The 25585-nt window shown below is 69.0% G+C and carries 23 protein-coding genes and 1 pseudogene; 16 read left to right on the top strand and 8 right to left on the bottom strand.

Features of this window, described 5'->3' with window-relative positions:
* Positions 1-53: 53 nt before the first annotated feature.
* The 5 genes from V6U90_RS24420 to V6U90_RS24400 all read left to right on the top strand — a co-directional run bounded on the left by V6U90_RS24420 (position 54) and on the right by V6U90_RS24400 (position 5826).
* Positions 54-1124, top strand: a complete 1071-nt coding sequence (locus V6U90_RS24420) for an ABC transporter substrate-binding protein (RefSeq protein WP_334441079.1) — start codon at positions 54-56, stop codon at positions 1122-1124.
* Positions 1121-2872 carry an ABC transporter permease gene (locus V6U90_RS24415; RefSeq protein WP_334441077.1) on the top strand — a complete coding sequence of 584 codons (1752 nt, stop codon included), beginning with the start codon at positions 1121-1123 and terminating at the stop codon, positions 2870-2872. Before V6U90_RS24420 ends, V6U90_RS24415 begins: the two co-directional genes overlap by 4 nt.
* Positions 2869-4005 carry an ABC transporter ATP-binding protein gene (locus tag V6U90_RS24410; protein WP_334441075.1) on the top strand — a complete coding sequence of 379 codons (1137 nt, stop codon included), beginning with the start codon at positions 2869-2871 and terminating at the stop codon, positions 4003-4005. Before V6U90_RS24415 ends, V6U90_RS24410 begins: the two co-directional genes overlap by 4 nt.
* Before the next feature lie 279 nt (positions 4006-4284).
* On the top strand, positions 4285-4884 hold the full coding sequence (locus V6U90_RS24405; RefSeq protein WP_334441073.1) for an ion transporter: 600 nt from the start codon (positions 4285-4287) through the stop codon (positions 4882-4884).
* A gap of 111 nt (positions 4885-4995) precedes the next feature.
* Complete coding sequence (locus V6U90_RS24400) at positions 4996-5826, top strand: PIG-L family deacetylase (RefSeq protein ID WP_334441070.1); 831 nt, start codon at positions 4996-4998, stop codon at positions 5824-5826.
* 928 nt (positions 5827-6754) lie between these two features.
* On the opposite strand, the pseudogene V6U90_RS24395 reads toward V6U90_RS24400, so the two are convergent.
* Positions 6755-6971 (bottom strand): annotated as a pseudogene (locus V6U90_RS24395) (trehalose-phosphatase); the annotation flags it as partial.
* A gap of 40 nt (positions 6972-7011) precedes the next feature.
* Complete coding sequence (locus tag V6U90_RS24390; RefSeq protein ID WP_334441067.1) at positions 7012-7614, bottom strand: hypothetical protein; 603 nt, start codon at positions 7612-7614, stop codon at positions 7012-7014.
* Positions 7615-7755: 141 nt separating this feature from the next.
* Between V6U90_RS24390 and V6U90_RS24385 the strand changes: the two genes are divergently transcribed.
* On the top strand, positions 7756-8121 hold the full coding sequence (locus V6U90_RS24385; protein ID WP_334441064.1) for a hypothetical protein: 366 nt from the start codon (positions 7756-7758) through the stop codon (positions 8119-8121).
* Between the two features lie 440 nt (positions 8122-8561).
* Here the strand turns inward: V6U90_RS24385 and V6U90_RS24380 are convergent, their stop codons facing one another.
* Together V6U90_RS24380 and V6U90_RS24375 are read right to left on the bottom strand one after the other, a co-directional pair.
* Positions 8562-9002, bottom strand: coding sequence for a ribbon-helix-helix domain-containing protein (locus V6U90_RS24380; protein WP_334441062.1), 441 nt, complete (start codon positions 9000-9002; stop codon positions 8562-8564).
* A 1082-nt stretch (positions 9003-10084) separates the two neighbouring features.
* On the bottom strand, positions 10085-10939 hold the full coding sequence (locus tag V6U90_RS24375; RefSeq protein WP_334441059.1) for a phosphotransferase family protein: 855 nt from the start codon (positions 10937-10939) through the stop codon (positions 10085-10087).
* Positions 10940-10995: 56 nt separating this feature from the next.
* Between V6U90_RS24375 and V6U90_RS24370 the strand changes: the two genes are divergently transcribed.
* The 3 genes from V6U90_RS24370 to V6U90_RS24360 all read left to right on the top strand — a co-directional run bounded on the left by V6U90_RS24370 (position 10996) and on the right by V6U90_RS24360 (position 14969).
* Positions 10996-11406, top strand: coding sequence for a response regulator transcription factor (locus V6U90_RS24370; protein ID WP_334441056.1), 411 nt, complete (start codon positions 10996-10998; stop codon positions 11404-11406).
* A 324-nt stretch (positions 11407-11730) separates the two neighbouring features.
* Positions 11731-13365: a ribosomal protection-like ABC-F family protein gene (gene abc-f, locus V6U90_RS24365; protein ID WP_334441053.1), complete on the top strand. Its 1635-nt coding sequence runs from the start codon at positions 11731-11733 to the stop codon at positions 13363-13365.
* On the top strand, positions 13362-14969 hold the full coding sequence (locus V6U90_RS24360) for an ABC-F family ATP-binding cassette domain-containing protein (RefSeq protein ID WP_334441050.1): 1608 nt from the start codon (positions 13362-13364) through the stop codon (positions 14967-14969). The genes abc-f and V6U90_RS24360 overlap by 4 nt, the downstream gene beginning before the upstream one ends.
* 32 nt (positions 14970-15001) lie before the next feature.
* Here the strand turns inward: V6U90_RS24360 and V6U90_RS24355 are convergent, their stop codons facing one another.
* The 4 genes from V6U90_RS24355 to V6U90_RS24340 all read right to left on the bottom strand — a co-directional run bounded on the left by V6U90_RS24355 (position 15002) and on the right by V6U90_RS24340 (position 18638).
* On the bottom strand, positions 15002-16189 hold the full coding sequence (locus tag V6U90_RS24355) for an NAD(P)/FAD-dependent oxidoreductase (RefSeq protein WP_334441047.1): 1188 nt from the start codon (positions 16187-16189) through the stop codon (positions 15002-15004).
* A gap of 107 nt (positions 16190-16296) precedes the next feature.
* Positions 16297-17085 (bottom strand): IS607 family element RNA-guided endonuclease TnpB, encoded by a 789-nt coding sequence (gene tnpB / locus V6U90_RS24350; protein WP_334441044.1) that lies wholly within the window; start codon positions 17083-17085, stop codon positions 16297-16299.
* Complete coding sequence (locus V6U90_RS24345; RefSeq protein ID WP_334441041.1) at positions 17082-17663, bottom strand: IS607 family transposase; 582 nt, start codon at positions 17661-17663, stop codon at positions 17082-17084. Before V6U90_RS24345 ends, tnpB begins: the two co-directional genes overlap by 4 nt.
* A gap of 363 nt (positions 17664-18026) precedes the next feature.
* A complete protein-coding gene (locus tag V6U90_RS24340) occupies positions 18027-18638 on the bottom strand; it encodes a phosphoesterase PA-phosphatase (protein WP_334441039.1) in 612 nt (203 codons plus the stop codon).
* A gap of 247 nt (positions 18639-18885) precedes the next feature.
* Here V6U90_RS24340 and V6U90_RS33990 point away from each other — a divergent pair, with 247 nt between their 5' ends.
* The 7 genes from V6U90_RS33990 to V6U90_RS24305 all read left to right on the top strand — a co-directional run bounded on the left by V6U90_RS33990 (position 18886) and on the right by V6U90_RS24305 (position 25401).
* Positions 18886-19407: an aminotransferase class III-fold pyridoxal phosphate-dependent enzyme gene (locus V6U90_RS33990; RefSeq protein WP_442933666.1), complete on the top strand. Its 522-nt coding sequence runs from the start codon at positions 18886-18888 to the stop codon at positions 19405-19407.
* 44 nt (positions 19408-19451) lie between these two features.
* Entirely contained in the window at positions 19452-19676 is a 225-nt protein-coding gene (locus tag V6U90_RS24330) for a hypothetical protein (protein WP_334441033.1), read from the top strand.
* A 244-nt stretch (positions 19677-19920) separates the two neighbouring features.
* The gene (locus tag V6U90_RS24325; RefSeq protein ID WP_334441029.1) at positions 19921-21489 is read left to right on the top strand and encodes an ABC-F family ATP-binding cassette domain-containing protein; all 1569 of its coding nucleotides are present in this window, start codon (positions 19921-19923) and stop codon (positions 21487-21489) included.
* Positions 21486-21614 carry a hypothetical protein gene (locus V6U90_RS24320; RefSeq protein ID WP_334441024.1) on the top strand — a complete coding sequence of 43 codons (129 nt, stop codon included), beginning with the start codon at positions 21486-21488 and terminating at the stop codon, positions 21612-21614. Before V6U90_RS24325 ends, V6U90_RS24320 begins: the two co-directional genes overlap by 4 nt.
* A gap of 98 nt (positions 21615-21712) precedes the next feature.
* A complete protein-coding gene (locus V6U90_RS24315; protein WP_334441021.1) occupies positions 21713-22216 on the top strand; it encodes an ATP-binding cassette domain-containing protein in 504 nt (167 codons plus the stop codon).
* A 103-nt stretch (positions 22217-22319) separates the two neighbouring features.
* A complete protein-coding gene (locus V6U90_RS24310; RefSeq protein WP_334441018.1) occupies positions 22320-23276 on the top strand; it encodes a hypothetical protein in 957 nt (318 codons plus the stop codon).
* 37 nt (positions 23277-23313) lie between these two features.
* On the top strand, positions 23314-25401 hold the full coding sequence (locus tag V6U90_RS24305; protein WP_334441016.1) for a PQQ-dependent sugar dehydrogenase: 2088 nt from the start codon (positions 23314-23316) through the stop codon (positions 25399-25401).
* Positions 25402-25585 lie beyond the last annotated feature (184 nt).

Below are 25585 nucleotides of genomic sequence, written 5' to 3'. Positions count from 1 at the left end.
TGGCCGAAACATCACTCCGAAGCCTGCTTCGGTCCGGATAAGTGGAGGTCAACGTGGTGGGGACAGGGGTGTCGCGCCGGGGCGCGACCTGGGCGACGGCGCTGATCGCGGCGGTCGCCGTGACGGCTGGCGGGTGCGCGCGTACCGACGGCGGTGCGGACGCCGGCCCGGACGGCGGAGTCGTGCACGTGGTGTGTGGCGCGACCGAGGACTGGTGCGCCGCGACCACGAAGAAGTTCACCGAGTCGACCGGGGTCAAGGCCGACTTCGTACGACTCTCCAGTGGCGAGGCGCTGGCCCGGATCAAGGCCGGTAAGGGCAGCACCGAGTTCGACGTCTGGTACGGCGGCCCGGCCGACGGGTACGCCGCCGCGGGAGACGAGGGCCTGCTCGAACCGTACGTGTCGCCGAACGCCGGCGTCATCCCCGCCGAGTACAAGGATCCGGCCGGCTACTGGACCGGCGTGTACGTCGGTGCACTGGGGTTCTGTAGCAACACCAAGGTGCTGGCCGAGAAGGGGGTCGACGTACCCGACTCGTGGGCAGACCTGCTCGACCCGAAGCTGTCCAAGGACATCGGCATCGCCCACCCGTCCACCTCCGGCACCGCGTACACCGCGCTCTGGACCCAGGTCACCCTGGCCGGTGGCGACCAGGCCAGGGCGCTGGACTACATGCGCAAGCTGCACCCGAACGTGTTGCAGTACACCAAGTCCGGCTCGGCGCCGGGGCAGATGACCGCGCGCGGTGAGGTCGCGGTCGGTCTGATCTTCTCGCACGACTGCGTGGCCACCATCGAGGCGGGCTTCCCCGACCTGAAGGTCAGCTTCCCCGTCGAGGGGACCGGGTACGAGACGGGCGGCATCGCGCTGGTCAAGAACGCCAAGAACGCGACCAGTGCCCGGAAGTTCATCGACTGGGCCCTGACCACCGAAGCACAGGAGATCGGCCCGTCGGTGAAGGCGTACCAGTTCCCGACGAACCCCAAGGCAGCAGTGTCCGACAAGGTGGTCAAACTGGCTGATCTCAAGCTGGTGAAGTACGACGCCGTAGCGGCGGGTAGGGCCAAGCTGGCCCTGAACAAGCGGTTCGACGCCGAGGTCGCCCAGGCACCGAAGTCATGACCGTGCTGCTGTCCGAGCCCGCGCCGGCCGCCGGACCGACGGCGGCCGAACCCCGGCGGCGACGGCCCCGGCGCGACAGGGGCATCCAGGCCCTGATCGCCGCCAGCGTGGTGCTGGTGACGATCGGCGCGGCCGTACCACTCGTCGCGGTGCTGGCCACGGCCTTCGCGCCCGACGCGCTGCCCCGCTACGTGGAGTTCTTCACCTCCTCGGTCGACCTCACCATTCTGCGCAACACGCTGGTACTCGGCTTTCTTGTCGGAGTGTGCGGCACCGCCCTGGGCTTCCTGTTCGCGTTCGTGCAGGCCCGCCTGGACGTACCGGGTAAGAAGATCCTGCACGTCATCGCCCTGATGCCGATCGTCAGCCCACCGTTCGCGGTGGCCACCGCCACCGTCGTGCTGTACGGCCGGCGCGGCGTGGTCAGCAACGGAATCTTCGGCATCGAGTACGACATCTACGGGCTTGACGGCCTGGTGTTCGTGCTGTCGTTGTCGCTGTTCCCGGTGGCGTACCTGGGCCTGCTCGGCATGCTGCGCGGCCTGGATCCGGCGCTGGAGGAGGCCGCGATGAACATGGGCGCGACCCGCTGGCAGATCCTGCGTACGGTGATCCTGCCACTGCTGGCCCCCGGCCTCGTCGCCCCGTTCCTGCTGCTCTTCGTCGAGGCCATCGCCGATCTGGCCAACCCGCTGGTACTCGGCGGTGACTACACCGTGCTCGCCAGCCGCGCCTATCTCGCGGTGACCGGGGAGTACGACACCACCAGTGCCGCCGTCTACTGCGTGATTCTGCTGGTGCCGTCGCTGGCCATGTACTTCGGGCAACGGTGGTGGCTGAACCGCAAGGTGCGCACCACCATCACCGGCCGCCCGTCGGGCAGCATCCACCTGGTCACCGGATGGGCCCGCTGGCCGGTCTACGGCCTTGCCCTGCTGGCCGCTGCGGTGATCGTCAGCCTGTACGGCACGGTGATCGTCGGCGCGGTCACCCGGGTGTTCGGTGTCGACAACACCCTCACCCTGGACTACCTGGAGGAGGTGGTGCTGGGCGTCGGCAGCGAGGCGGTGCTCGACACCCTCACCTTCGCCGCCATCGCCACGCCGATCGCCGGTTTCTTCGGTCTGGTCGTCGCCTGGCTGGTGGTACGGCATCTGCACCGTACCGCGTGGCTGCTCGACCTGGGTGGCACGCTCGGGGTCGCCGTACCCGGCACCGTGCTGGGCATCGGTTTCGTGCTCGCCTACCGACCCGACCGGTACATCGGCGACTTCGAGGTGTTCCCCAGCCTGGTCGGCGGCGGCGCGATCGCCGGTGGAGCGTTCGCCATCGTGCTGGCCTACGTCGTGCGCAGTGTGCCCGCCGGCCAGCGGACCGCGGTCGGCGCGCTGACCCAACTGCACCCCTACATCGAGCAGGCGTCGATGGACCTGGGCGCCAGCCCGCTGCGGACGTTCCGCTGGGTGACGCTGCCGCTGATCCGGCCCGCCCTGCTGACCGGCCTCAGCTACAGCTTCGCCCGGAGCATGACCTCGGTCTCCACCATCGTCCTGCTGGTCACCCCCGAGACGAAGATCATCACGTCACAGGTGCTCAGTGCCGCCAGCACCGGCCGGTACGGGGTCGCCTTCGCCTACTGCACCGTGCTGACCGCGCTCGTGCTGGTCGCCTTCGTGCTCATCCGACTGGTCGTCGGTGCGGGTGTCTCGCTGCAACGCACCGTCACATCTGAAAGGCAGAAACGATGACCGCCGCCGCGCCCGTCGCGACCGATCCCGTCGTCGCCCGACCGGAGGCCGGCACCGGACGCCTGCAACTGGAGGCGCTCACCAAGCGGTTCACGAGCCGCTCGGGTACGGTGACCGCCGTCGACCAGGTCACCCTCGACGTTCGGGCGGGGGAGTTCATCACCCTGCTCGGACCGTCCGGCTGTGGCAAGACGACGACGCTGCGGATGGTGGCGGGCTTCGAGGACGCCTCCAGCGGACACATCCGGCTCGACGACGCCGTCATCGATCACCTGCCGCCGCAGCGGCGGCCGATGGCGATGGTGTTCCAGAGTTACGCGCTGTTCCCGCACATGACGGTGGCGCAGAACATCGCGTACGGGCTCCGGTTGCAGCGGCGCACGCGGGACGAGATCGCCACCAGCATGCGGATGGCGTTGACCAGTATGAACCTGGTCGGGATGGAGGACCGCAGCCCGCACGAGCTCTCCGGTGGCCAGCAGCAGCGGGTCGCGCTGGCCCGGGCCCTGGTCGTGCAGCCGAAGGTTTTGCTGTTCGACGAGCCGCTGTCGAACCTGGACGCGAAGCTGCGCGACGCGATGCGGGCCGAGATCCGGCGGATCCAGAAGATGTTCGGGATCACCAGCATCTACGTCACACACGACCAGGACGAGGCCATGAGCATGTCCGACCGGATCGTGGTGATGAACAGGGCCCGGGTCGAGCAGGTGGCCACGCCCGGTGAGATCTATGCCCGGCCGTCGAGCGTCTTCGTGGCCGACTTCATCGGTCGGGCCAACTTCCTGGAGGCGGTACCGGAGCAGATCAGCGGCACCAGGGCCATCGTGACCGTGTTCGGCCGGCAGTTGACCGTCGCCGCCCACCCCACGGTGGCCGCCGGGGCCGTCGGGACGTACCTGATGGTGCGCCCGGAGACGATGCGGCTCACCCCGGTCGTCGACGGTGGTACCGGCATTGGGGTGGTGCTGCGGTCGACGTTCCACGGGCCGAGCATCGACTACGAGGTGGAGACGACCGCTGGCACCGTCACCGTGACCGAGGCGGGCAGGGATCCACGCGAAGCGCTCAGCGAGGGTACGAACGTCGACGTGACCATCGATCCGGAACGGGCGTACCTGCTCACCCAGGACTGACCGCTGGGGAGGGGTGGCGGTCTGACGCGATGCGTAACGGCGTGCGTCAGACCGCCACTGGCCATTTCCGTCCGGCGGTGCCGCTCAGCGTCTCCGCAGCAGGACACCGACTCTCGCCGCCTGTCGAGCTGCACCGCCTGTGCTGGCACCCGAAGCTCCGCGCCAGCAGACAACGGCGCCGTACGTAGGGTGTTCGTATGGATGGCCGGCTGCTACGCGACACCCTGTCCCCCTGATCGCCGGCAGTGCCGGTCTGCGGTCGCGGTGAGTGGTGGGTCGGTGCCGGTGCCGGCGCCGGCGCAGCGCACCGATGGCCCGTCGCCTCGGGACGGGGCACGACCCGGCCTCGCGGCCTGGTCCGCCCGCATTGCCGGGTCGCGCCCGTTCGAGGTGACCATCGTCGTGCTCATCATGGCCAATGGCATCGTGCTGGGCGTCGAGACGTACCCCGATTTCGGCGCGGCGGGACCGGTCCTGCGATGGACGGAGTGGGTCTTCCGGCTGGTGTTCATCGTCGAGATCGCGATCCGGGTGCTGGCGTACGGCCGCCGGCCACAGGACTTCTTCCGGCATGGTTGGAACGTCTTCGACTTCCTGGTGACGGTGGCGATCTTCGTTCCAGGGCTGCACGGGGACTCCGCCGTACTGCGGTTCGTGCGGGTGGCCCGGGTGCTGCGGTTGGTGCGGTTCTCACCCGGGTTGCAGATCATCGTCGCGGCGTTGTGGCGGAGCCTGCCGGGGGTCGCGGGTTTCCTCGCGTTGGCCGCGGTCACGCTCTACGTCTACGTCTACGTCTACGTCTACGGCATGGCGGGCTGGCTGATCTTCAGCCAGCACTACCCCGAACAGTACGCCTGCTGCCGCCCCGGATTGAGCTGAACCCGCCTGCTACCCGGCAACTGCCGGAGCCAACGCGTCTCGCCTCGGTTCAGCCGCCGTCGCGGACCCCGGCAATGCTGGTGCGTCGGACGTCCCTCGTATTGTGGTGGGGTGGCTGAGCGATCTCTGACGTTGATGGCGGTGCACGCGCACCCGGACGACGAGGCGACCAGTACTGGCGGCGTCCTCGCCCGGTATGCGGCGGAGGGGATCACGACGGTGCTCGTAACATGCACGGACGGGCGGTGCGGCGACGGGCCCGGCGGAGTGAAGCCGGGCGACCCGGGGCATGACCCGGAGGCCGTGGTAGCGATGCGCCGGGCCGAGTTGGCGGCCAGTTGCGAGGCGTTGAAGGTCACGCACCTGGAGACGCTCGGCTATGCCGACTCCGGGATGATGGGTTGGGCGGCCAACGACGTGCCCGGCGCGTTCTGGAACACGCGGGTGGCGGAGGCGGCCGACCGGCTGAGCGAGTTGATCCGGCGCTATCGACCCGACGTCGTCGTCACCTATGACGAAAACGGCTTCTACGGCCATCCGGATCACATCCAGGCGCACCGCATCACGATGGCCGCCGTCGAGCGGACGGACATCCCCGCGAAGGTGTACTGGACTACTGTGCCGCGTAGTGCGTTTCAGGAGTTCGGCCGCGTGATGAAGGAGATTGGCGTCGAGTTTCCCGAGCCGGACGGGCCGTCGGAGGCGGTGCCGCAGCTCGGCCTGCCCGACGACGAGATCACCACCTGGGTGGACACGAGCGGCTACGGCGCGCAGAAGTTCGAATCGTTGGCTGCGCACGCCAGTCAGGCCGAGAACATCTTTTTCCTGCAACTTGGCCAGGATCGGTTCACCGAGCTGATGGGCGTGGAAACCTTCGTCCGGGTCCGCGACACCACCGATGCGCCGACGCCCGAGGAAGACCTGTTCGCCGGACTGCGCTGACAGAGCACGCATGGCGGTCAGGGCCGGGTCCCTGCGCCGTGGTTCAAACGGATCTGTTCGACCAGGCATTCTTATCGCTGCGGATCGATTCAATGGTGAGCACGCCGCTGATGGAACCCTTAACTCGGCGGTCTACTGAGTTGATCTCGGTTGGGCTTCCACCGTGAGTGGCCTGGTATGTTCCGTGCTTTAGCATCGTGGCGCTCGCCGGCGGACTCCTTGACGACGGAGCAATTTCGGACAAATTGGCGCCCCCCTGCCACTGGCGATGGCATCTTCAGGTGTCGATGGGTGGTCTGGGAGTGAAGAGGTGTTTACACGTCGGCGCACCACGACCGGCGTTCCGCAGCTCGTGCCGGGTCCTGGGCTACGAATCATCGGCGTGAGCAGGGCAAGCACGTCTGAGTGGCGCGAGGAGGCGTGTCACTAGGGGCTGGCATTCCCGCAGGTCACCGGCTTGCCGTAGCCGGGCGTGCGGCCGGCCCGGCGGTGGCACGCGACACCAACCGGGCGCGCAGACCATAGCGACCCGCTCTCCACGGCTGTGGCAACGACACGCCGGCCGACCGTTACTTCCCGATATGCACCAGACATCGCAGCAGCTTTGAGGGCCCCACCTGGTGACACTGTCACCCCTTCTGAACTGGTAAGACGCGAACGCCTAGTGACACGCCCGACCGCCTATGCGAGGCCCTGTTCGTGCTGGTCAACGGCTGTTTCCGTGTCGCAGGATCGGCCGACTCCTGCGGAACGCGGGCACGAGCCGGTCCGGCGGATCGTCGGCGGCTCCCAGCAGGCCGGCATCCACGCCGGTGAGGAGTAGCGCGCCGCGGGGATCACCCGTGCCGACGGCATCTTCGCGCCGGACCGGGTGGAGGCGCTGGTCGTTCGCGGCTGACGAATCAGCGGAAGGTCGCCAGCCCTCGCGCAGGAACGCGGCCACCGCGGCCGGTGAGTCCAGCGTCAGGTCGGCTGCGCTGGACACCGCGGCGCCCGTCTCCGGGTTCGCCACCGCCACGTCCGAAGAACGCCGGATCCGCCGCCGCGCGGACACGCAGTGCGTCGAAGGCATCGATGTCGCTCATGTCGTCGCCGAAGTACCAAGCGCAGCCGGCAGCCTTCACGCCATTCCTGATCACCATGCCCTAGCGAAATGTCCGCAAACGGCCACGTGCCATGAGCCCTTTACTCAGCCGGGTTACGCTCAGGGCGGGCGGGCACGTGAGCAACGACAGCCTCGACCGGTGACCAGGTGATCCCGGGAATCCGATGCAGCGGGGCAAAGGGCGGGGCGGCCTGCTGCCATGCCGCCGCCAGACTCGCCGCAATTTCGGCATGCGTCGTGGTGTCCTCGGCCGGGCAGGCATCCAGCGCGATCCGACGGAACGCGGCGACGTCACGAAGTTGAATCGTCATCGTCCAGCGCAGCCGGTATCGGGTCGACGACAGCTTATCTATGTCGATCTCCGCGCTGAGTACCGACGCCGAGCCGGCCTCCAACAATGGCCACATCCTGTCGGTCGGGTCGAGCAACCAACTCAGCGCCGCGGCCGGATCCCGGCCGATCTGGGCACGGGAATCCGGTGCCTCATCGTCGGCGTCGACCGTCAGGCTGTCGTCGAACGCGCGCACGGCTGCGTCGAGCAGGACCGGTATCCGCTGCACTGTCACGTCAGCCGCCACGCTTCGGGCGTAGCGTTCCCGGGCTCGGCCCCGACCAGAGCGGGTGAGAGCCGGCCGTGGCTCGGGCAGCGTGGGCAGGTCGAACAGGGCCAGTTCGTCAGACATTCGGCTCCTCCACACGCAGGTTGCAGCGATCTTCGGGGCAGGGATCCGAGTGCTGCGACTTTATGTGTTTATACGATGCCGTATGACGGTGGGGGCAGGACGTTGACCGCCAAGGTCGGCAGCGGACACGGAGGGACCCGGATGACGAGCTTCACTGGTCGGTGGCGGATCGTATCGATGGAGCTGTGGGATGCCGACGCCATCGACCTGGTGGAGCCGGGTTTCATCGAATTCCACCATGACCGGACCGGGCGGTTCGGGTTCATCGCCGTCGAGGGATGGATGGACTGCCGCGAGGGCACCCGCGACGGGCGGGCCTGTCTCGAGTTCGCCTGGGAAGGTAGCGACGAAGGCGACCAGGTCAGCGGCCGTGGCTGGGCCGCGCTGGCCGATGATGGCACGCTCGACGGGCGCATTTTCTTTTACCTCGGTGACGACTCGGGCTTCCAAGCGGTACGCGCCGAACCCGAACCAGCCGTCAAGCGTTCCGCCCGCAGGCGCCGGTGAGCAACGCAAGCGAACCTGCGGATCGCTTCGAGCCTGAGGTAGAGAACGCATTCGATCCGGGCCGTTTCGTGTCCGACCGGGGCAGCTTCGGATTCGTGGCAGGCCGCCAGCGCATCAGGCCGCAGCCCGTCTGCTGAGCTGGTTGACAACGACCAGTACGGCTTCTGCCATCATCTGGCACGAGACGTTGCCACCGCGCTCGACGACGCTGGCCTCGCGGCGCTCCAGATCCGGGCCCGCTCACGAAAGCGGTCCAATCCAGCGATCAACGAACCTGGCTCATGGCAACGCGGGTTCGGGATGGTCAGCGAGGAACCGCTCGGCGTCGGCGTCGCTGACGAGGTCGTTGTCGACCAGCCATTCGACAGTGCGGCGCCGGGGGGCTCGGGCGTCCCGGAAAACGCCAGGCGTGAACGCGGTCGTCGGGTCAGACCGGGCGGTTATGCCGCGTCGGCGTGTCCTTCGGTGGTGCGGTCGGTGACGATGCGGCGGAGTACGTCGAGGGCGTGTTCGGCCTCGTCGCGGCTGACGGGTGTGATGCGGGCGGTGATGTATTTGGTCAGGGCGTCACGGATGATGTCGGATCGGCGGGTTGCGGCCTGGTCGGCGAGGCGTTCGAGTTGTTCGACGAGTGGGACGGGCAGGCGGATGCTGACCAGCATCATGGGTGTCTCGGGTGCGACGCCGGACGGTGGCGCTGCGGTCATGGACCTGATGACCGGTGCCAGGCTGTCGGTGTTTTGGAACCATGCGACGACCTCGTCTTTGGTCATCCGGTCGAAGTCCGGCTCGGTCACAGGACTCGCCTCCTCCACGCCGACGCCGTTGCTGCGAGCGTTGTCCAGGCCCACGTCGGTCCACACATACTCGCGTTCCGGCACCCCCTAACCGTAACACGTTGTAATACGCCCGAGTTGGCGGACGCGGACTGGGTCATCCGCCGGTAGGCGGGTGAGGTCTTGTCGGTCCGACCGGTGTGCAGTTGGCGCTCCGTCGATCGGTCAAGGTGGTTGCTCCGCGGCCGCTCGGAGGTCGGCGAACTGGCACGGACGTTCCGGGACTGGGTTGGACTTCCGGCCTGCCGTCCACGCCTGCCGTGCGGGCGCCCTGTTGACCCGCACCCGGTCCCACGCCACGACGAGGAAAGCCGGGTCATAAACAAGGTTGTGCAAATCATCAAAACGGCGGCCCGGCTCGGCCACCGCCCATCGGTGCAGCTTCCGCTGCATCTGCCGTACCCGCGGCCACGCCTCATCCAGCGTCGGCAACGGCGCGCCGGTATTCACCAACGACCTCCGGAAGATGCCAGAACTGCGAACACGCTGGACCCCTTCGCCATGCAGCCGGCTTTCCCGACCTCGGACTACTACGGGTCCTCCGCCCCCTTGCAGCGGCATCGGCCGACGACGGGCCTTCCCTCCGGGCAGCCGGACGCCGACCGGGAAGGGGACTACCACAAGGGTTCCCACATTCACTGCGAACCGATCGACGAGCTTGGTGCCCAGCTATGCCCCTGCGACCTCGCCACGGCTACGCCGCAGACCTTCACCGTGGCCTCCCTACCAGCGACATTAACCAGCCCGGGAGTTCCCCGGGGCCACCGAAGTGCCCGGGTGCGCGTCGCTGCCCAGCCCATATCCGCCAGATTTGAGCTGGTGGTTCTCTCTTGAGAGGCGTTCAGACGCTGGGTCCTACGTACACCGTCCCGTCACGCTTGCCGGACCCGCCACGTCTGGCGATACCAAGGCGTCCCGTCGTTGTCGGGGCTGCTGTCCACCCTTTCCGGCGTCTCTCAGGTCAGGCTGCCCCCAGCTTCAACCCGCTGCGACAGCGGGCAGTCAGGTGTCTCGCCTGCCATCACCGCTCCCCCGGGGTAAAAGCTTGTCGGGAAAGACGTACGCCTCGGCCCGCGCGATGGCCGGCACGTGTGTCGCTCGGTGCGAACCTTGCGTAGGGCGCGCGCCTACGCCGGGAACAGCCACTGCATCGAAGCGAGGCTATTGTCCACGTACTTTGCTCGTCCCACCTCGATGCCATAGGCCAGGTCCTCGAAAACACTGCATCGGGCGTAGAAGACGGCGCGGTCGGCGAGGGCCGCGATGTCGTTGGCTTCCGTTCGATAGCTGCTGATGGCGACGCGGAAAGCGGCCGGGCCGAGGTCGCGGTAGAGCAGCCCGAAATCGTAGGCGGGATCGACGATGGCGGCGTCGCTCCAATCGATGATGCCGGTCACCGTCCACGTGAGCGGGTCGATGAGCACGTGTTCGGCACCCAGATCGTTGTGGGAGAACGCGGGCGTGTATCCGTCATGCGGTGTCGGAGTGTTCAGGAACCTCTCGACAGTTCGGCGGTGTTCCGAAGGAACATGCCCGGCGATCGTCAGGTAGGTCTGCGCGGCCTCTTCGCGCCATTCGGCCAGCGGCTGGGTGTCGGTGTCGACCAGATCGGTCCACCGTTGAGCCGGAACGGCATGCAGCGCGGTGAGCATCTCGCTGAGCGTGGCAGCGATCGCGCTGTTGTGGTCGGATCGCCCACGCGCGGCGGTGTCGAGCAACGGCATGCCGGGAAGCTTGAGGTAGGCCAGACAGCCCTGTCCTGGGTCCACAATCGCTGGTTCGGGGACCGGCAGCGGTGAAGCATCAGCGACAGCGGCAAGCAGACGAGCCTCACGGGTGAGCAGCGCCGCCCGGCGAACCGGGTCGGGCTCCTTGCTGAAACGCACGATTAGCTCACCGTTGACCTCGTGAGCGAGGTTGTCCAAGCCCTCACCTAACGGAACCACCGACGTGACCGGGTAGTCGGGCATCTGGGCGGTCACGACATTGTGGACGTCTGCCCTGTGGCGGTGGGGACGGCTGGCCATTCCTCGACCCTATGCTGACCAGCGTCGACGACGAGTACCTCTTCGCGGCCATCCGCGCCGGCGCGGCCGGGCTCCTTCTCAAAGACACCTCTCCAGCGGCGTTGCGTGACGCCGTACGCGTCGTGGCCGGCGGAGACGCGCTGCTCTCCCCAGCCGTCACACGGCGTGTCCTGGCCGCGGCGGCCCGCTCCCGGGTGGTGGGCAGCCAACGGCTGGCGGTTCTCACCGACCGCGAACGTGACGTCCTCGCCCAGGTCGGCGCCGGACGCTCGAACGCGGAAATCGGCGGCATCCTGCATCTCAGCCCCGACACCGCCCGGACGTACGTCAGCCGGCTACTGACCAAACTCCACGTACGCGACCGGTCCCAACTCGTCGTCATCGCATACGAGACCGGACTCCTCGTCCCCGGCGGATCCTGAGACCGTGCCGTGCCCGGCCCGCTCGATGATCTTGACGGTGATGCCCGAGTGCGAGGCGTCCTTGACGGTCTCGGTCCTGGTGTGCGCCCGCTTCGCCATCCAGTGGTTGCGGCGCACGGGCCGCACGCCTACCGGTGAGCTATCCTGGCTCCAGATTGCGAGATAGGAGCACATCGTGGCAGGTGACGACGACATCTCCGGGTGAGAGCCCTGGAGCGGCCGCCGACGGGAGAATGATTCGCCCGGCGCGTGGCCCGTGTCGTCATGCCTTGCCCGCGCCGGGCAGCCTCTGCGCGCCCGGATCTCCTGTCTTTGAGGTCTTTCATGTCCGATGGCTACGTTGTCAGCTCCGCCCTGTCCTTCTCCTGGCCGGATGACACTCCGGTTTTCGCGGATCTGTCCTTTTCCGTGCCCGGCGGCCGCACCGGCCTGGTCGCCGCCAATGGCGCCGGCAAGTCCACCCTGCTGAAGCTCATCGCGGGTGAGCTGCTTCCCACCGGCGGCAGCGTCACCGTCGAGGGTGCCCTGGGCTACCTACCGCAGCACCTGCCCTTCGTCCAGCAGCAGACGGTCGCCCAGGTACTCGAGGTCGACCATGTCATCGCCGCGCTGCACGCCATCGAGGCAGGCGACGCTGCCGAGGAGCATTTCACCACCATCGGCAACGACTGGGACATCGAGGAGCGTTCCCGCGCCGAACTCGACCGCCTCGGACTGGCCGATGTCGCGCTGGACCGGCGGCTCGGCACCCTCAGCGGTGGCCAGGTGGTCACTCTCGGGCTCGCCGCCCAGTTGCTCAAGCGGCCCGACGTGCTGTTGCTGGACGAGCCGACCAACAACCTCGACCGCGAGGCCAGGGAACGGCTTACCGCGGTGCTTCGTTCCTGGAGCGGCTGCCTGATCGTGGTCAGCCACGACCGCGCGTTGCTGGACGAGGTGGACCGGATCGCCGCTCTCGACCATGGCGAGATCCGTTGGTACGGCGGCGCCTACGCCGAGTACGAGCAGGCGATACGGGCCGAGCGGGAGGTGGCTGAGCGGCAGGTGCGCCAGGCTGAGCAGGACGTGAAGCGGCAGAAGCGTGAGCTTCAGCAGGCCCGCGAGCGGGCTGCCCGGCGAGCCTCGACCGCCTCGCGCAACCTGGCCGACGCAGGGCTGGCCCGGATCGTCGCCGGCAACCTCAAGCGCGATGCGCAGGTGTCGGCGGCCAAGTCCAACGAGGTGCACGCCTCGCGGGTCAGCGCCGCCCAGGCCAGGCTGGACGAAGCCAGCCGGGCCGCCCGCCAGGACGACCACATCGCCCTCGAACTGCCGGACACCAGGGTGCCCGGTGGGCGCACCGTCTTTTACGGCGAGCGCCTGCAGGCCGCGTACGACGGCCGGCCAGTCTTCGCCGGCGAGGGTGCGGGCCTGACCATCCGTGGCCCGGAACGGATCGCCCTGATCGGCCCCAACGGGGCGGGCAAGTCCACGTTGCTGCGGCTGATCGGCGGCTACCAGGAGCCCGAGTCTGGCACCGCCGGTCGAGCCGAAGGCCGGGTGGCGTATCTCTCGCAGCGCCTCGACCTGCTCGATTCGGACCGCACGGTCGTCGACAACCTCGCCGTCTTCGCGCCGACGCTGTCCGAGGCGGAACGGATGAACCTGCTGGCCCGTTTCCTGTTCCGCGGTGCCCGTGCGCATTTGCCGGTGAGTGTGCTCTCCGGCGGCGAGTTGCTCCGCGCCACGCTGGCCTGCATCCTGTTCGCCGAGCCGGCGCCGCAGCTGCTGCTGCTCGACGAGCCCACCAACAACCTCGACCTGGTCAGCGTCGGGCAGCTGGAGGCTGCGCTGACCGCGTACCAGGGAGCTTTCGTGGTTGTCAGCCACGACGACCGTTTTCTCACCGAGATCAGGGTGGACCGCTGGCTGCGTCTGGCCGATGGCCGGCTCACCGAGACCGGAGCGCCGCAGCGGTGAAGGCACTCATCGCCCATGACGTGGTCCGGGTGCGCGGTGGCCGTCGCGTGCTCGACGGCCTCTCGCTGACCGCCGCTCCCGGCCGCCGGATCGGCCTGATCGGCGAGAACGGCGCCGGCAAGACCACCCTGCTGCGGGTGCTGGCCGGTGTTGACGAGCCGGACGCCGGCACAATCGAGCGGCCTGCCGCTGTTGGCTACTTCCACCAGGAGTTGCCGTTCGGCCCGAATGCCACGGTCGCCGCCGTCCTCGATGACGCGCTGCGCGAGGCCCGGGAAGCCGTTGCCGAGCTCGACCGCCTGGCTGCGGCGGTCGCCACGGACGACGACGCCGCGCTGCTCACCGCGTACGCGGAGAAGCTGGAGGAAGCCCAGCACCAGGACGTCTGGGACGCCGACCGGAGGGCCTTGGCCGTCCTCGCCGGGCTGGGTCTCGCCGGGCTGGATCACCGGCGGCCGCTGGCTGAACTCTCCGGTGGCCAGCGCGGGCGGCTTGCACTGGCCGCGTTGTTGGTCCGTCGGCCTGCCGCGCTCCTGCTCGACGAGCCCACCAACCACCTCGACGACGCGGCCGCGGCCTTCTGCGAGGAGCATCTGCGCGGCATGCCCGGTGTGGTCGTGGTCGCCAGCCACGACCGTGAGTTTCTCGACTCCGTGTGTACCGACGTGATCGACATGGACCCCGCGATCGACGGCCCGGTCCGCTACGGCGGTGGCTACACCGCCTACCTGAGGGAAAAGCGCGCCGAGGCGGCACGCTGGCGGCGGCGCTGGGAGGAGGAACAGGAACAGCTCGGCGAACTGCGGGCGGCAGCGGCGGTCACCGGACATCACGTTGCGCATGGTCGTGCGCCGCGCGACTCGGAGAAGATGGGGTACGGCCACACGGCCGGCCGCGTGCAGAACCAGATATCCCGCCGGGTACGCGCCGCCACCCGCCGCCTCGACCTGCTGGAGCACACCCAGGTCCCGCCGCCGCCGGAACCGCTGCGCTTTCGTGCGCCCGCCCTCACTGCCAGCGACCGGGACGGCGTCCTGGTGGAACTGCACGACGTGACGGTGCCCAGGCGGCTGCGCCTGGCGGAGTTGACCGTCACGGCGAACGACCGGCTGCTGCTCACCGGGCCGAATGGCGCGGGAAAGTCCACCCTGCTGGCGGTTCTCGCCGGCCGGCTGCCTGCCGAGGGCACTGTTCAGCGCCGGCCCGGGCTGCGGATCGGCCTGCTGACTCAGGACACAACATGGGCGGAACCGGGGCTCACCGCGCGAGAGACCTTCAACCGTACGGTCGGACTGGCGCGCGCCGAGGCGACGCCGCTTGCCTCGCTGGGTCTGCTGGGACCGGCCGACGTGGACCGGCCAGTTGGGGAGTTGTCGGTAGGGCAGAGCCGGCGGCTCGCGCTTGCGGTGCTGGTGGCCGACCCACCGGAGCTACTTGTGCTGGACGAGCCGACCAACCATTTGTCGCCGCTGCTCTGCGACGAGCTGGAGGAGGCACTCGGCACCGGACCGGGCGCCGTCGTCGTCGCCAGCCACGACCGACGGCTGCGCCAGCGGTGGCCAGGCCGCGAGGTCGCGCTGCCGACGCGGAACACGCCGGGGTGACCGGGGCGGTGCACCTCCGCGCCCGCCGTTCGCTACCTGCCGGACATGATCCGGCCGATGTTGGCCGGGTCGAAGTACTCCGGGATCGGGGTGCTGCCCTGCAACACGCCGAAAAACCGAGTGCTCTCCGCCGGGTCCGCCGCGATCGTGGCGAGCAGTTCCGCCATGTCCGCTGGCGGCGGCTCCATCGACGCCAGCTGGCAGGCCAGCTGCAGCGCCGGCCGGAACCGGTCGTCCCGCGTGGCCACGTACGACGCCACGGCCTCGTCCAGCTCCCGCTCGCCGGTCAGTCCGCTGTGGATGGCGTCGGCGAGCAGCTGCGCGCAGACGAACGCGTCGGTAATGCCGGAGGCCATGCACGGATCCTTGTGGTAGCCGGCATCCCCGACCAAGGTCCAGCCTGGCCCGTGCGACTCGCGGAAGAAGTTCGGCACGCTTGCCGTACCACGGATGCGTTCCACCCGCTCGCCGGCGGCGACCCGGGCGGCCAGCTCGGGCACCCGGCCGATCGCCTCCAGGTAGTTGCCCTCGACGTCATCCCGGAACGCGTGGAACTGCGCGATCGGGCAGGCGACGAACACGCACGCCAGGTTGTCGTTGGTCGGGAAGACCACGACCGCACGGTCGCCGAGCTGGTAGATCTCCGCGCCCAGACCGGAGACGGACCGGTAGTAAGCGTAGTAGCAGGCGGTCAGCGACGGCGTCGCGTCATACGTCCCGGCGCCGGTCTCGCGGGCTACGACCGAGCGCAGTCCGTCGGCGCCGATCACGATCCGAGCCTTCACCGGGCCGTCCGGGCCATGCACGCCAGTAACCCGCCCGTCGGCGTCGCGCAGCAAACCGTCAACGGTGAAATTCTCGCGCACCTCGACGCCGGCCTCCCGCGCCGCGTCGACGAGGATCTTGTCCAAGAGGGTACGGCGCACGCAGTAGGCGTGTTGCGCGCCGTCGAACGAGGGCGGCGGGCCTGCGATGACAAACGGCCCGAAGTCCATCGTGAACCGCTCAAGCGGCGGCGCGCCCGTCGCGACCACCCGGTCCAGCAGGCCCCACCGGCGCAGGTAGGCCATCGCCGGCACATGCAGCAGGTGCGTCGACAGCACGTCACTCGGGAACGTCGCGCGGTCCACCAACAGTACCCGGTGACCCTGACGAGCCAGCAGCATCGCGGTCGGGGAGCCGGCGGCCCGAGCACCGACCACCACGGCGGCGTACGTCATCTTTCTACCGTTACCTCTCAGCGCGCTTCAGTAAGCACACGGTTGAGTCCCACCTTGCGGTGGGACGTTCCCGGTCTGACCGGCGGATGCCGTGCCAGGTTGACGTTTCACAGCACCGGCCCGCCGGGGCCGGTCTTACGCGACACCGCCCGGCCGAGCCCGCGCAGGCGGTACTGGGCGGCGCTCAGGTGACGCGGGTTGGGCACCACCTCGCCGGTGGCGCGTACGGCGAGGTGGGTGATGCCGACGTCGACACCGACCACCGAGGCGGGCTGGGCCGGCACCCGCTCGGCACGTTCCACTTCCACGGTGAAGCAGACGTGCCAGCGCCTGCCTTCGCGGCGCACGGTCGCGGACATGATCCGGGCCGTGCCGGCTTCGATGCGCCGAGCGAGTTTGCGGGCCGACTCGTGCAGCTGCAACCGGCCCAGCCGGGGTAGCACCACGTGCATGCGGTCCGCCTCGACCCGGATCGTGCCGGTGGTGAACCGCACGCTGGGTGTGGTGCGACGACGGGATGTGAACCGAGGAAAACCAACCGGCCGCCCGGCCCGTTTTCCTGTCCGCGAGTCGGCCCAGTTCTTCAACCCGCGAGCAAGCGCGTCCAGGCCGGTGTTGAACGCTTCCTTCGAGCACTCGGCCCACCACGGCGCGACCTCGGCCTTGGCGGTATTCCATGCCCTACGTAGCGCGGGAAGCAACCACGACACCGACGGGGTGAGCTGACCGTCAGGCACGCCGTAAATGCGTTCGGCGGCCCGCTGATCCATGATCGCCTTCACCCGGGCCAGCGCCCAGTTGTAGGCCACGCGGGCCGCCCCGGCATGCGCGAGCACCGCCCGTTCCTGCCCAGGGTTGAGGTCGAGTGCGAACCGGTACGCCTGGATCGTCGTCACGCCGGGCCGTCCTGTGTGGCGGCGTCGATCGCCCGGCGGGCGCGGTTCGCCGCCACGCGAGGACCGTGCAGGCGGGCGCACAGCGACGTCAGGAGTTCCGTCACGTCACGGACCAGGTCATCGTCCACCTCGGCCGGGTCCACCACCAGCAGACGCCGCCCTTGCGCGGCGAGCGCCGCTTCGACGTACTCGGCCCCGAACCGGGCGAACCGGTCCCGATGCTCGACCACGATCGTTGATGCGGCCGGGTCGCGCAGCAGCGCGAGGAACTTCTTCCGGTGCCCGTTGAGCGCCGGCCCGACCTCGGTCACCACCCGCGACACCGCGAGCCGCTGGCTGGTCGCCCATGCGGTGACCCGGGCGACCTGCCGGTCCAGGTCAGCTTTCTGGTCTGCCGACGAGACACCGGCGTACACCACCACCTGCCCCGCGTCGGCGACAACGCCGGTGACCGGTTCCCCCACCATGATCAGGCGGCCAAGCCGGTACGTGGGAACAGGCAGCGTGCCGGACTCGTAACGCCGCCGCGCGGTCGCGTACGAGATTCCGGTAGCCGCTGCCCACTCCTTCAAGTTCACGCCGTTACTCTAGACCACCAACGAGCACTAGAACTGACTGACACGCCACCAGTTAGCCACCCTATACGGCAGCCGCCGTTCGGGATCATGGCAGCGGGGAGAGGGCCCACCCCTCGCGGTCTGCGATCCAGCAACTGGCCAATTTCTTTCGGGGGCAGCCGAACTTCTTCTTCGACCCCGTTGCTGGTACTGACGCTGTCGGTGCGGATGGCGACCCGGATCTGGAGACGATTTCCGTGCCTGCGCGCCGGATGCCTGCGGGGGCGCCCCGGGCGAGCCTGCGCGCGATCGTCGAGCAGGTTGCCGCGTTGGAGGCGCAGAGCAAAGCGCAGCGGGGCCGATCGGACGCAGGTCGCTGCGGGATCATCGCAGGAGAAGGAATGCCGGGATCGCGACGAGCATGCCTACGGCGGTGCCAGCGATCACCTGGGCCACGGTGTGATCGCGCAGACGCACCCGCGACCAGCCGACGAGTGCCACCGCGGCCATCGAGGCGAGAAGCGCGGGCCCGAATTCGATTACCAGCACTGCAGCTGAGCCCGCGGCCACCGCTGCGTGGATGCTGAGCTTCCAGACTAGGTTCGCCGCGGTAACCGCTAGGCCAAGAGCGAACATCACGACGACCATTGCGGTGACTGGCCGCGGGGCACCGAGGCCGATCATCAGAGCCAGTCCGACGAGAACGGACAGCAGGCCATGGATCAGTGGTGTTCTCCGCTGCTCGCGTACCCGGATGTGGTGGTCAGTGAGCCGGCCTCGGTGCACTCCCCACCAGATCAAGATGTTGGGGATGACGGAGCAGAACAGAGCGCCGACCAGCGCCCATCCGAGGCCTGTCCCGATGGGCAACACGCTGGTCACTCCGACGACTATGGGCATGACTGCGGCCAGCAGCGCCGGCGCGAACACCTCAGTCACGGCGCGAGCTACCCGAAGGGCTGGTCGACGGGCCTGGCTGTCCATGACGTCGTGCACGCCTCGCATTCTGCCGTTACCGGGTAGTGACTCCTTTAGAGGCGGAGGTAAAGCGGCCACGGCTTTCTTGCCACCTGAGGCGGATCCCCATCACGCCGCCAAATAATCTTGTACCGTGCCAAACTCGTTCGACGGCCCTGACCTGGGATTTTGAAGATCGGGTCAGGCTGCCGGTGGTACTCATTGATCACCCAGCCAATCGTCGGCGCCGCACGGGCGTGGTCATCGGGATGACGACGGTCGGGCCATGGTTGGGTGGCTGCTGCGTCGTACCAGCCGTCGATGCCAGGCCCGCAGTCACGGCCGTCCTTGTGCACCGGACTTGGGCCTGGTCGAGTTGGCGGGCGGTGAGCCGGGGTGGACGGCCGCCGGCACGGCCTGCTGGCTTCGGCGGCAACCCCCTGGCGGCGGCGGTCGGCGAGGCCGTGGTGGACCTGCTCGGCACCGGCGAGTACCAGGCCCGGGCCCGCCGCCTCGGCACCGTCCTGCAGGAGGGGCTCGACGCCATAATCGGCGACGGGTCACCGCCGTGCGCAGCGCGGGCGCGTGGGCCGGCATCGACATCGACCCGGCCCTGGCCAGCGGGCGGGACATCTGCGCCGCGCTGGCCGGGCGGGGCGTGCTGGTCAAGGACACCCACGGTCCCACCATCCGGATGGCACCCCCGCTGGTCGCCACCGACGACGACCTCCGGTGGGCGCTGGACCAACTGCGAGGCGTGCTCGCGACCTGCCGTGCGGCCGCCGGCGAGCCCGACCGGGGCCGGTGAGCGCCGGAGGTCGCCGTCCCGCCGCAATGGCCGACGGTGGCCGGGTGCGAGGCGACGCCGGGCAGGTGTCACTCCGCGACGGCGGCGTACCGGCAGCTCTCCTCGTCGTCCTCCCGGGGGTGGTCGGACACGTCCACCCGTACCCCAAGACCATGCCCGATTCGCCGGTGTCGGTCGCTGAGCGTGACTGGGGATACGTCCGGCTGTTCAGGTATGGTCGGGACATGTACTCAGGCACCGCCATGATGAAGCCCTGGTCCCTCCGCTGACGGCGGCAGGGTTGACTGACTTTCTCTGACGTAGCTCTGCTCCGCCGTCCTGGCGTTCCTGTCGGGCGGTGTGTTTGTGCTGCCCGGCTCCATGACGAGCTGAGAGTACAGAGTGAAAAATTCTGCACGGACTTCATCACAGGACTTGACGGCGGGGCCTGACCTCGCCTGGGGCGGCCGGCTGCCGGCTGGGGACCGAGCACATGTCCGAGCTGACGGCGTTCGGGTCGTGCTGGGTGGGCGGGTGGTTCTGTCCGGTGTCAGCGTGACCGTCTCTGCTGGCTCACGCCTGGCCATCGTCGGCGAGAACGGCCGCGGCAAGACGACGTTGCTGCACGTGCTGGCCGGCATGATCTCGCCCGACCAGGGCACGGTAGAGCGAATCGGCACGATCGGCGTCGCCCGGCAGGTGCTGGAGGCGCGGAGCGGCGAGACGGTGGGCACCCTCGTCCTGGGCGCGATGCGGGAGTCCCAACGCGCGCTGCTGGCGCTCGACCACGCCGCGACCGCGATGGCCGAGGGCAGGAAAGACGCGGATGCGGCTTACGCTGCCGCACTCGACGCGGCTACCCGGCTGGATGCCTGGGACGCGGAGCGCCGTGTCGACGTGGCGTTGGCGGGACTCGACGCATGCACCGATTGGGGACGTCCGCTGTCGACGTTGTCGGTCGGTCAGCGCTACCGGGTCCGCCTGGCATGCCTTCTGGGGGCCCGCTACGACCTGCTTATGCTCGACGAGCCGACCAATCATCTCGACGCCGGCAGCCTGGCGTTCCTCACCGCACGGCTTCGTCAGCATCCGGGCGGGGTGGTGGTCGTGACCCACGACCGTGCCCTGCTCAGAGACGTGGCCGCGGAGTTCCTGGACCTGGACCCCAGTCAGGACGGACGACCGCGCCTGTTCGCTGGGGGCTATGCCGGCTGGCAGGATGGGCGCCGGCGTGAGCGCGAGCGCTGGGTGCGGGAATACGAGGCACAACAAGCCGAACACCAGCGGCTGGCCGAGGCGGTGAACGAGGCACAGGGCCGTCTCAGCACCGGCTGGCGCCCCGAAAAGGGACATGGCAAACACCAGCGCCAGTCCCACGCCCCTGGTCTCGTCCAGGCGCTCCGGCGCCGGCGGGAAGCGCTTGCGGCCCACCGGATCACCGTGCCTGAGCCGCCACTGCCACTGCGCTGGCCCGGCGTCGGCACACGTCCTGGATTGCCTATCCTGCGCTGCCACGACGTCACCGTGACCGGGCGCCTTCAGCAACCCGTCACGCTCACCCTCGATGGTGGGGACCGTTTGCTGGTGACCGGCCCCAACGGGGCGGGCAAGTCGACGCTGCTCGCGGTAATGGCGGAAGACCTCGAACCGTCGACCGGGGAAGTCCGTCGCCTCTCGCGGGCACGGGTCGCGTACCTCGGGCAGGAAATACCGGACTGGCCTCCGACCGTGCTCGCCCACGAGCTGTACGACCAGCACGTCGGCCAGCTCCGGTCCGGGGGACACCTCGGTGACAAGGATCTCCTGTCCCTGACCGCGACCAACCTCCTCGACAAGGAAGCCCTCCATACTCCCGTCGGGCGGATGTCTCAGGGTCAGCAACGCAGGCTGAACCTCGCACTGCGGCTGGCCGAACGACCCGACCTGCTGATCCTCGACGAACCCACCAACCACCTGTCGGCGCCCCTGGTCGACGACCTGACCGCTGCCCTGCTCGAGACCCCGGCAGCGGTCGTCGTCGCCACCCACGACCGTCAGATGCTCGACGACCTCGCGGCATGGCCCACCCTGCCGCTCACCGTCAACGCCAAGGACCTGCCTTGACATCCTCCCCCGCCTCTCCCTTCGCACCACTGCGACACCACAACTACCAACTGCTGTTCGCAGCCATGGTGCTCGATTTGTTCGCCACCGGGGTATGGAGCATCTACCTCGTCCTGCCCGCGTAGGCGCCACCGCGGCACCGGCCCGCCATCCGGGGGCCGGTGCGGCGCAGGACGGTCGTCACCGGCGCCGGCCCGCCATCCGGGGGCACGGGCCGCAGCGGATGCGCGCCTCCGGCGTCGCGCACGTCCTGCAGGGGCACAGCGTCATCCGCGAGATGACCGTGGCGGAGAACGTCCTGCTGGGCGGCTACACGTTGAAGGACAAGGTGTTGATCGCCGAACGGACGGCCTTCGTCAAGGAGGTCTTCCCGGTCGTCGCGCAGCGCTGGAACTCGCTGGCCGGACTGCTCTCCGGCGGGCAGCAGAAGCAGGTGGAGTTCGCCCGGTCGCTCATGGTCAACCCCAAGGTCGTGCTCCTCGACGAGCCGTCCATGGGTCTGGACCCGAGGGCGACGACCACCGTGTTCGAACAGGTCGTGCGGATGCGCGACGCCGGTACGGCGGTGCTGCTCGTGGAGCAGAACGCCCGGCGGGTGTTGAAGACGGCCGACCTCGGGCGCGTGCACATCTCCGGGCCGGCGCCGCAACTGTTGGCCGACCCGCAGCTCGGCGAGCTGTACCTCGGCGGACGGCCCGCCGAGCCGACGGCACCGCCGAAGCGGTGACAGACTCTGATGTGACGCGGCTCACAAAGTTGGAGCGTGAGCACGTGAACGCTTCCGAAACCATTTGCGTGCTCCCGCCAGAGCTGAAACGAGGTGTATCGCTTTGACCAGACTGAGACGACTCGCGTCCGCCACCGCCGCCGTACTGGCGACCGGTGTGCTGGCGGGCGCCGGGGCACCACCGGCCCAGGCGATCTGGGGTGACCCGCGCGACGTCCATCCCCACCTGCGGTCGAGCCTGGTCGCCTTCTACGGCTTCGACCACCCGGTGGAGGGTGACGCGGCGCTCGAGCGGGACCTGGGCCGCTCCGGCACCGAGATCGAACTCGTCAACGGCGGCGCCGACATGCGCGTAACCGAGCACGCCTACCCGGGCAGCGGCAACGCGTTGCAGACCCGGCAGGTGAACCCTGCCCAGGCCGGCAACGACGACTGGAAGGCGGGCACCTGGTCGGCCAGCGGCGTACGCACCCTGCGCCCCTTCGCTGGCACCCAGGGCACCACGGTGATGGGCTGGTTCAAGATGGAGATGGACGTCCCGGCGCTCAACTCCACCACCGCCAACCCGGCCGACCGGTTCGACGCGATCGGGCTGGCCGGTGTGCTGACCGGCGACTCGGACGGCCACGGCGTCCGGGCGCTGCTGGAGCTCATCGACGTCAACGGCGAACTGCGGCTGGTCGCGCTCGGCCGGCGCCTCGACGGTGGCAACTCGCAGACCTTGGCGGCGAGGGAGGACTGGCGGACGCTGCTGCCGAAGGGGGAGTGGGTCCACCTCACGGCCACCTTCGACTTCAACACCGGCGCGCTGGCGCTCTACCGCAACGGCCAGCCGGTGGACGGCTTCTACACCCGCACCGACGACCCGTGGCTCGTGTCCGGCCCTGGCCCGCACGTCACCACCGCCTCGGACCCGCGAGGCATCAAGATCGGCAGTAGTTTCCCGCAGGACACGCTGGAGCGGAACCCGTGCGACTGCCGCATGGACGCCCTGATGTTCCTCGACACCGTCGTCTCGGCGTCCGACGTCGAGAAGCAGTACCGCTACCTGGCCCGCTGACCACCCTCCGCACCGCCTCACCGGGAAGGAGACCTGCGTGCCCAGCATCCGCAAGATCCGCGAATCCGCGCTGACGGCCGGGCTGTCCGCCGCTATCCTCGTCCTGTTCACCCTGGCCGTCGGCCCCGCCCGGGCCGGCGATCCCGTCCACGATCCGGTCGTCGAGATGCCCAGCCAGTCCCGGCTCGGACTGGTGCTGACCGAGTACGCCAGCTTCCCGCAGTCGTCTCCCATCCCGGCACCGACCGACCAGCGGCTCATGCGTACCGCCCGCATCAACACCATCATGGAGCTGCCCGACGGTTCCGGCCGGCGTGCCGTGCCGGACCTCAGCGGCTACCTCTACCTGGTCAGGGCCGGCGTGCCGCACGTCTACCTGGACGTCGCTGACACGTTCGCGCCGCAGTTCTTCTCCGGCCGCGGGCTCGGCCAGGGCTTCGGCTACGTCGCGTTCCACCCCGAGTTCGGCACCAACGGCCGCTTCTACACCATCCACACCGAACAGGCGTCGCTGGCCACCAAGGCGCCGGACTACGCCCAGGCCAACAGCATCTTCCACGGCGTGATCACCGAGTGGACGGCGACCGACCCGGCCGCCGACACGTTCACCGGCAGCCGGCGGGAGATGCTGCGGATCGGCTTCGCCGGCCAGATCCACGGCATCCAGGAGATCAACTTCAACCCCACGGCGCGGCCCGGCCAGCGCGACTACGGGCTGCTGTACCTGGCCGTCGGCGACGGCGGCATCGGCGTACGCAACACCGATCCGCAGAACCTGGGCATGGTGCACGGCAAACTGCTGCGCATCGACCCGCAGGGCACCGACTCGGCCAACGGGCAGTACGGCATCCCGGCGGACAACCCGTTCGTCGGCCGGGCCGGCGCCCTCGGTGAGATCTACGCGGTCGGGTTCCGCGACCCGCACCGGTTCAGCTGGGACCAGGCCACCGGCCGGATGTACCTCGGCCACATCGGTGAGCACGCCATCGAGGCGATCTACGAGGTGCGCGCCGGTGACAACTTCGGCTGGAGCGAGCGGGAGGGCGCGTTCGTCTTCAACAAGGCGGGAGACGCCTGCGACAAGCTCCTGCCGCTGCCGGCGGACGACGCTCAGTACGGCTACACGTACCCGGTCGCGGCGTACGACCACAACCCGCCGCCCGGCTGGAACTGCACCTCCGACGTCGGTGTCGCGGTGGCCGGCGGGTTCGTCTACCGCGGCAACGCGCTGCCCGCGCTGAAGGGCAAGTACGTCTTCGGTGATCTGGTCGACGGGCAGGTCCTCTACACCGAGGCGCACGAGATGCGGCGCGGCGCCGACCTGGCCACGATCCACCGCCTCGCGCTCTTCAACGATGCCGGCGAGCCGGTGCGCATGCAGGACCTCTCCGGCCCTGGCGCCCCGGGCAACCCGGAGCGGGTCGACCTGCGTTTCGGCACCGACGCCGCCGGCGAGCTCTACCTCCTCGCCAAGGCCAACGGGAAGATCTGGAAGGTGACCGGAACCCGGAAGTTCGCGTGCGGCGACGCCGGCGGCACCAAGCTGCACAGGCCCTCGGGCCCGGACAGCTGGACGCCGGTGACCCCGTCGAAGTGGCAGTTCGACCGGGACGAGGTGATCCTCGCCGAGGCGGGCGTGAGCCGGCCCGGTCCGTACCGTCCGTTCGAGTACGCGGTGGTGACCGACGGGCCGGAGTGGTCGTCCGTGAAGATCGAGGCCGACGTCCGGCTCGACACACCGGTCGAGGTGAGCGACCGTGACGTGATCATCGTCTTCGGCTGGCGATCGGACACCGAGTTCTACTACGCCCACCTGTCGACCGACAACACGAACCTGCCGCACAACGGCATCTTCAAGGTGCACAACGCCGACCGGCAGCGCATCGACTACCAGTGGAACGGCCGGTCGCGCGGCGCGAACCCGGCGATCGTCGACGCCGACTGGCACAAGGTGCGCGTCGTGCACCTGCCGGCCACCGGCGAGATCGCGGTCTATGTGGACGGCAAGAAGAACCCGCTGATGACCGCGAAGGACACCACGTTCAGCTCCGGACGGGTCGGCTTCGGCTCGTTCGACAACATCGGCCGGCTGCGTCACCTGACGGTGACCGGAACCCGGGCCTGAACCGGTCCGGCGGGGACGACGGCAGGGCCACCGTCCCCGCCGGTGACGGGCAGTGTGCGGCACCCGGCCGGCCCGGGTGCCGAAGATGACGGCACGTGTCCCGATCGGCATCGTGATGAACGGCGTGACCGGCGGATGGGCTATCGGCAGCACCTGGTCCGGTCGCTGCTGGCCATCCGCGAGC

The sequence above is a fragment of the Micromonospora sp. CPCC 206060 genome (genome assembly GCF_036906895.1).
Lineage (GTDB): Bacteria > Actinomycetota > Actinomycetes > Mycobacteriales > Micromonosporaceae > Micromonospora.
Note: the sequence above shows the minus strand (reverse complement) of the source record. Positions and strands in the feature narration are given on the sequence as shown.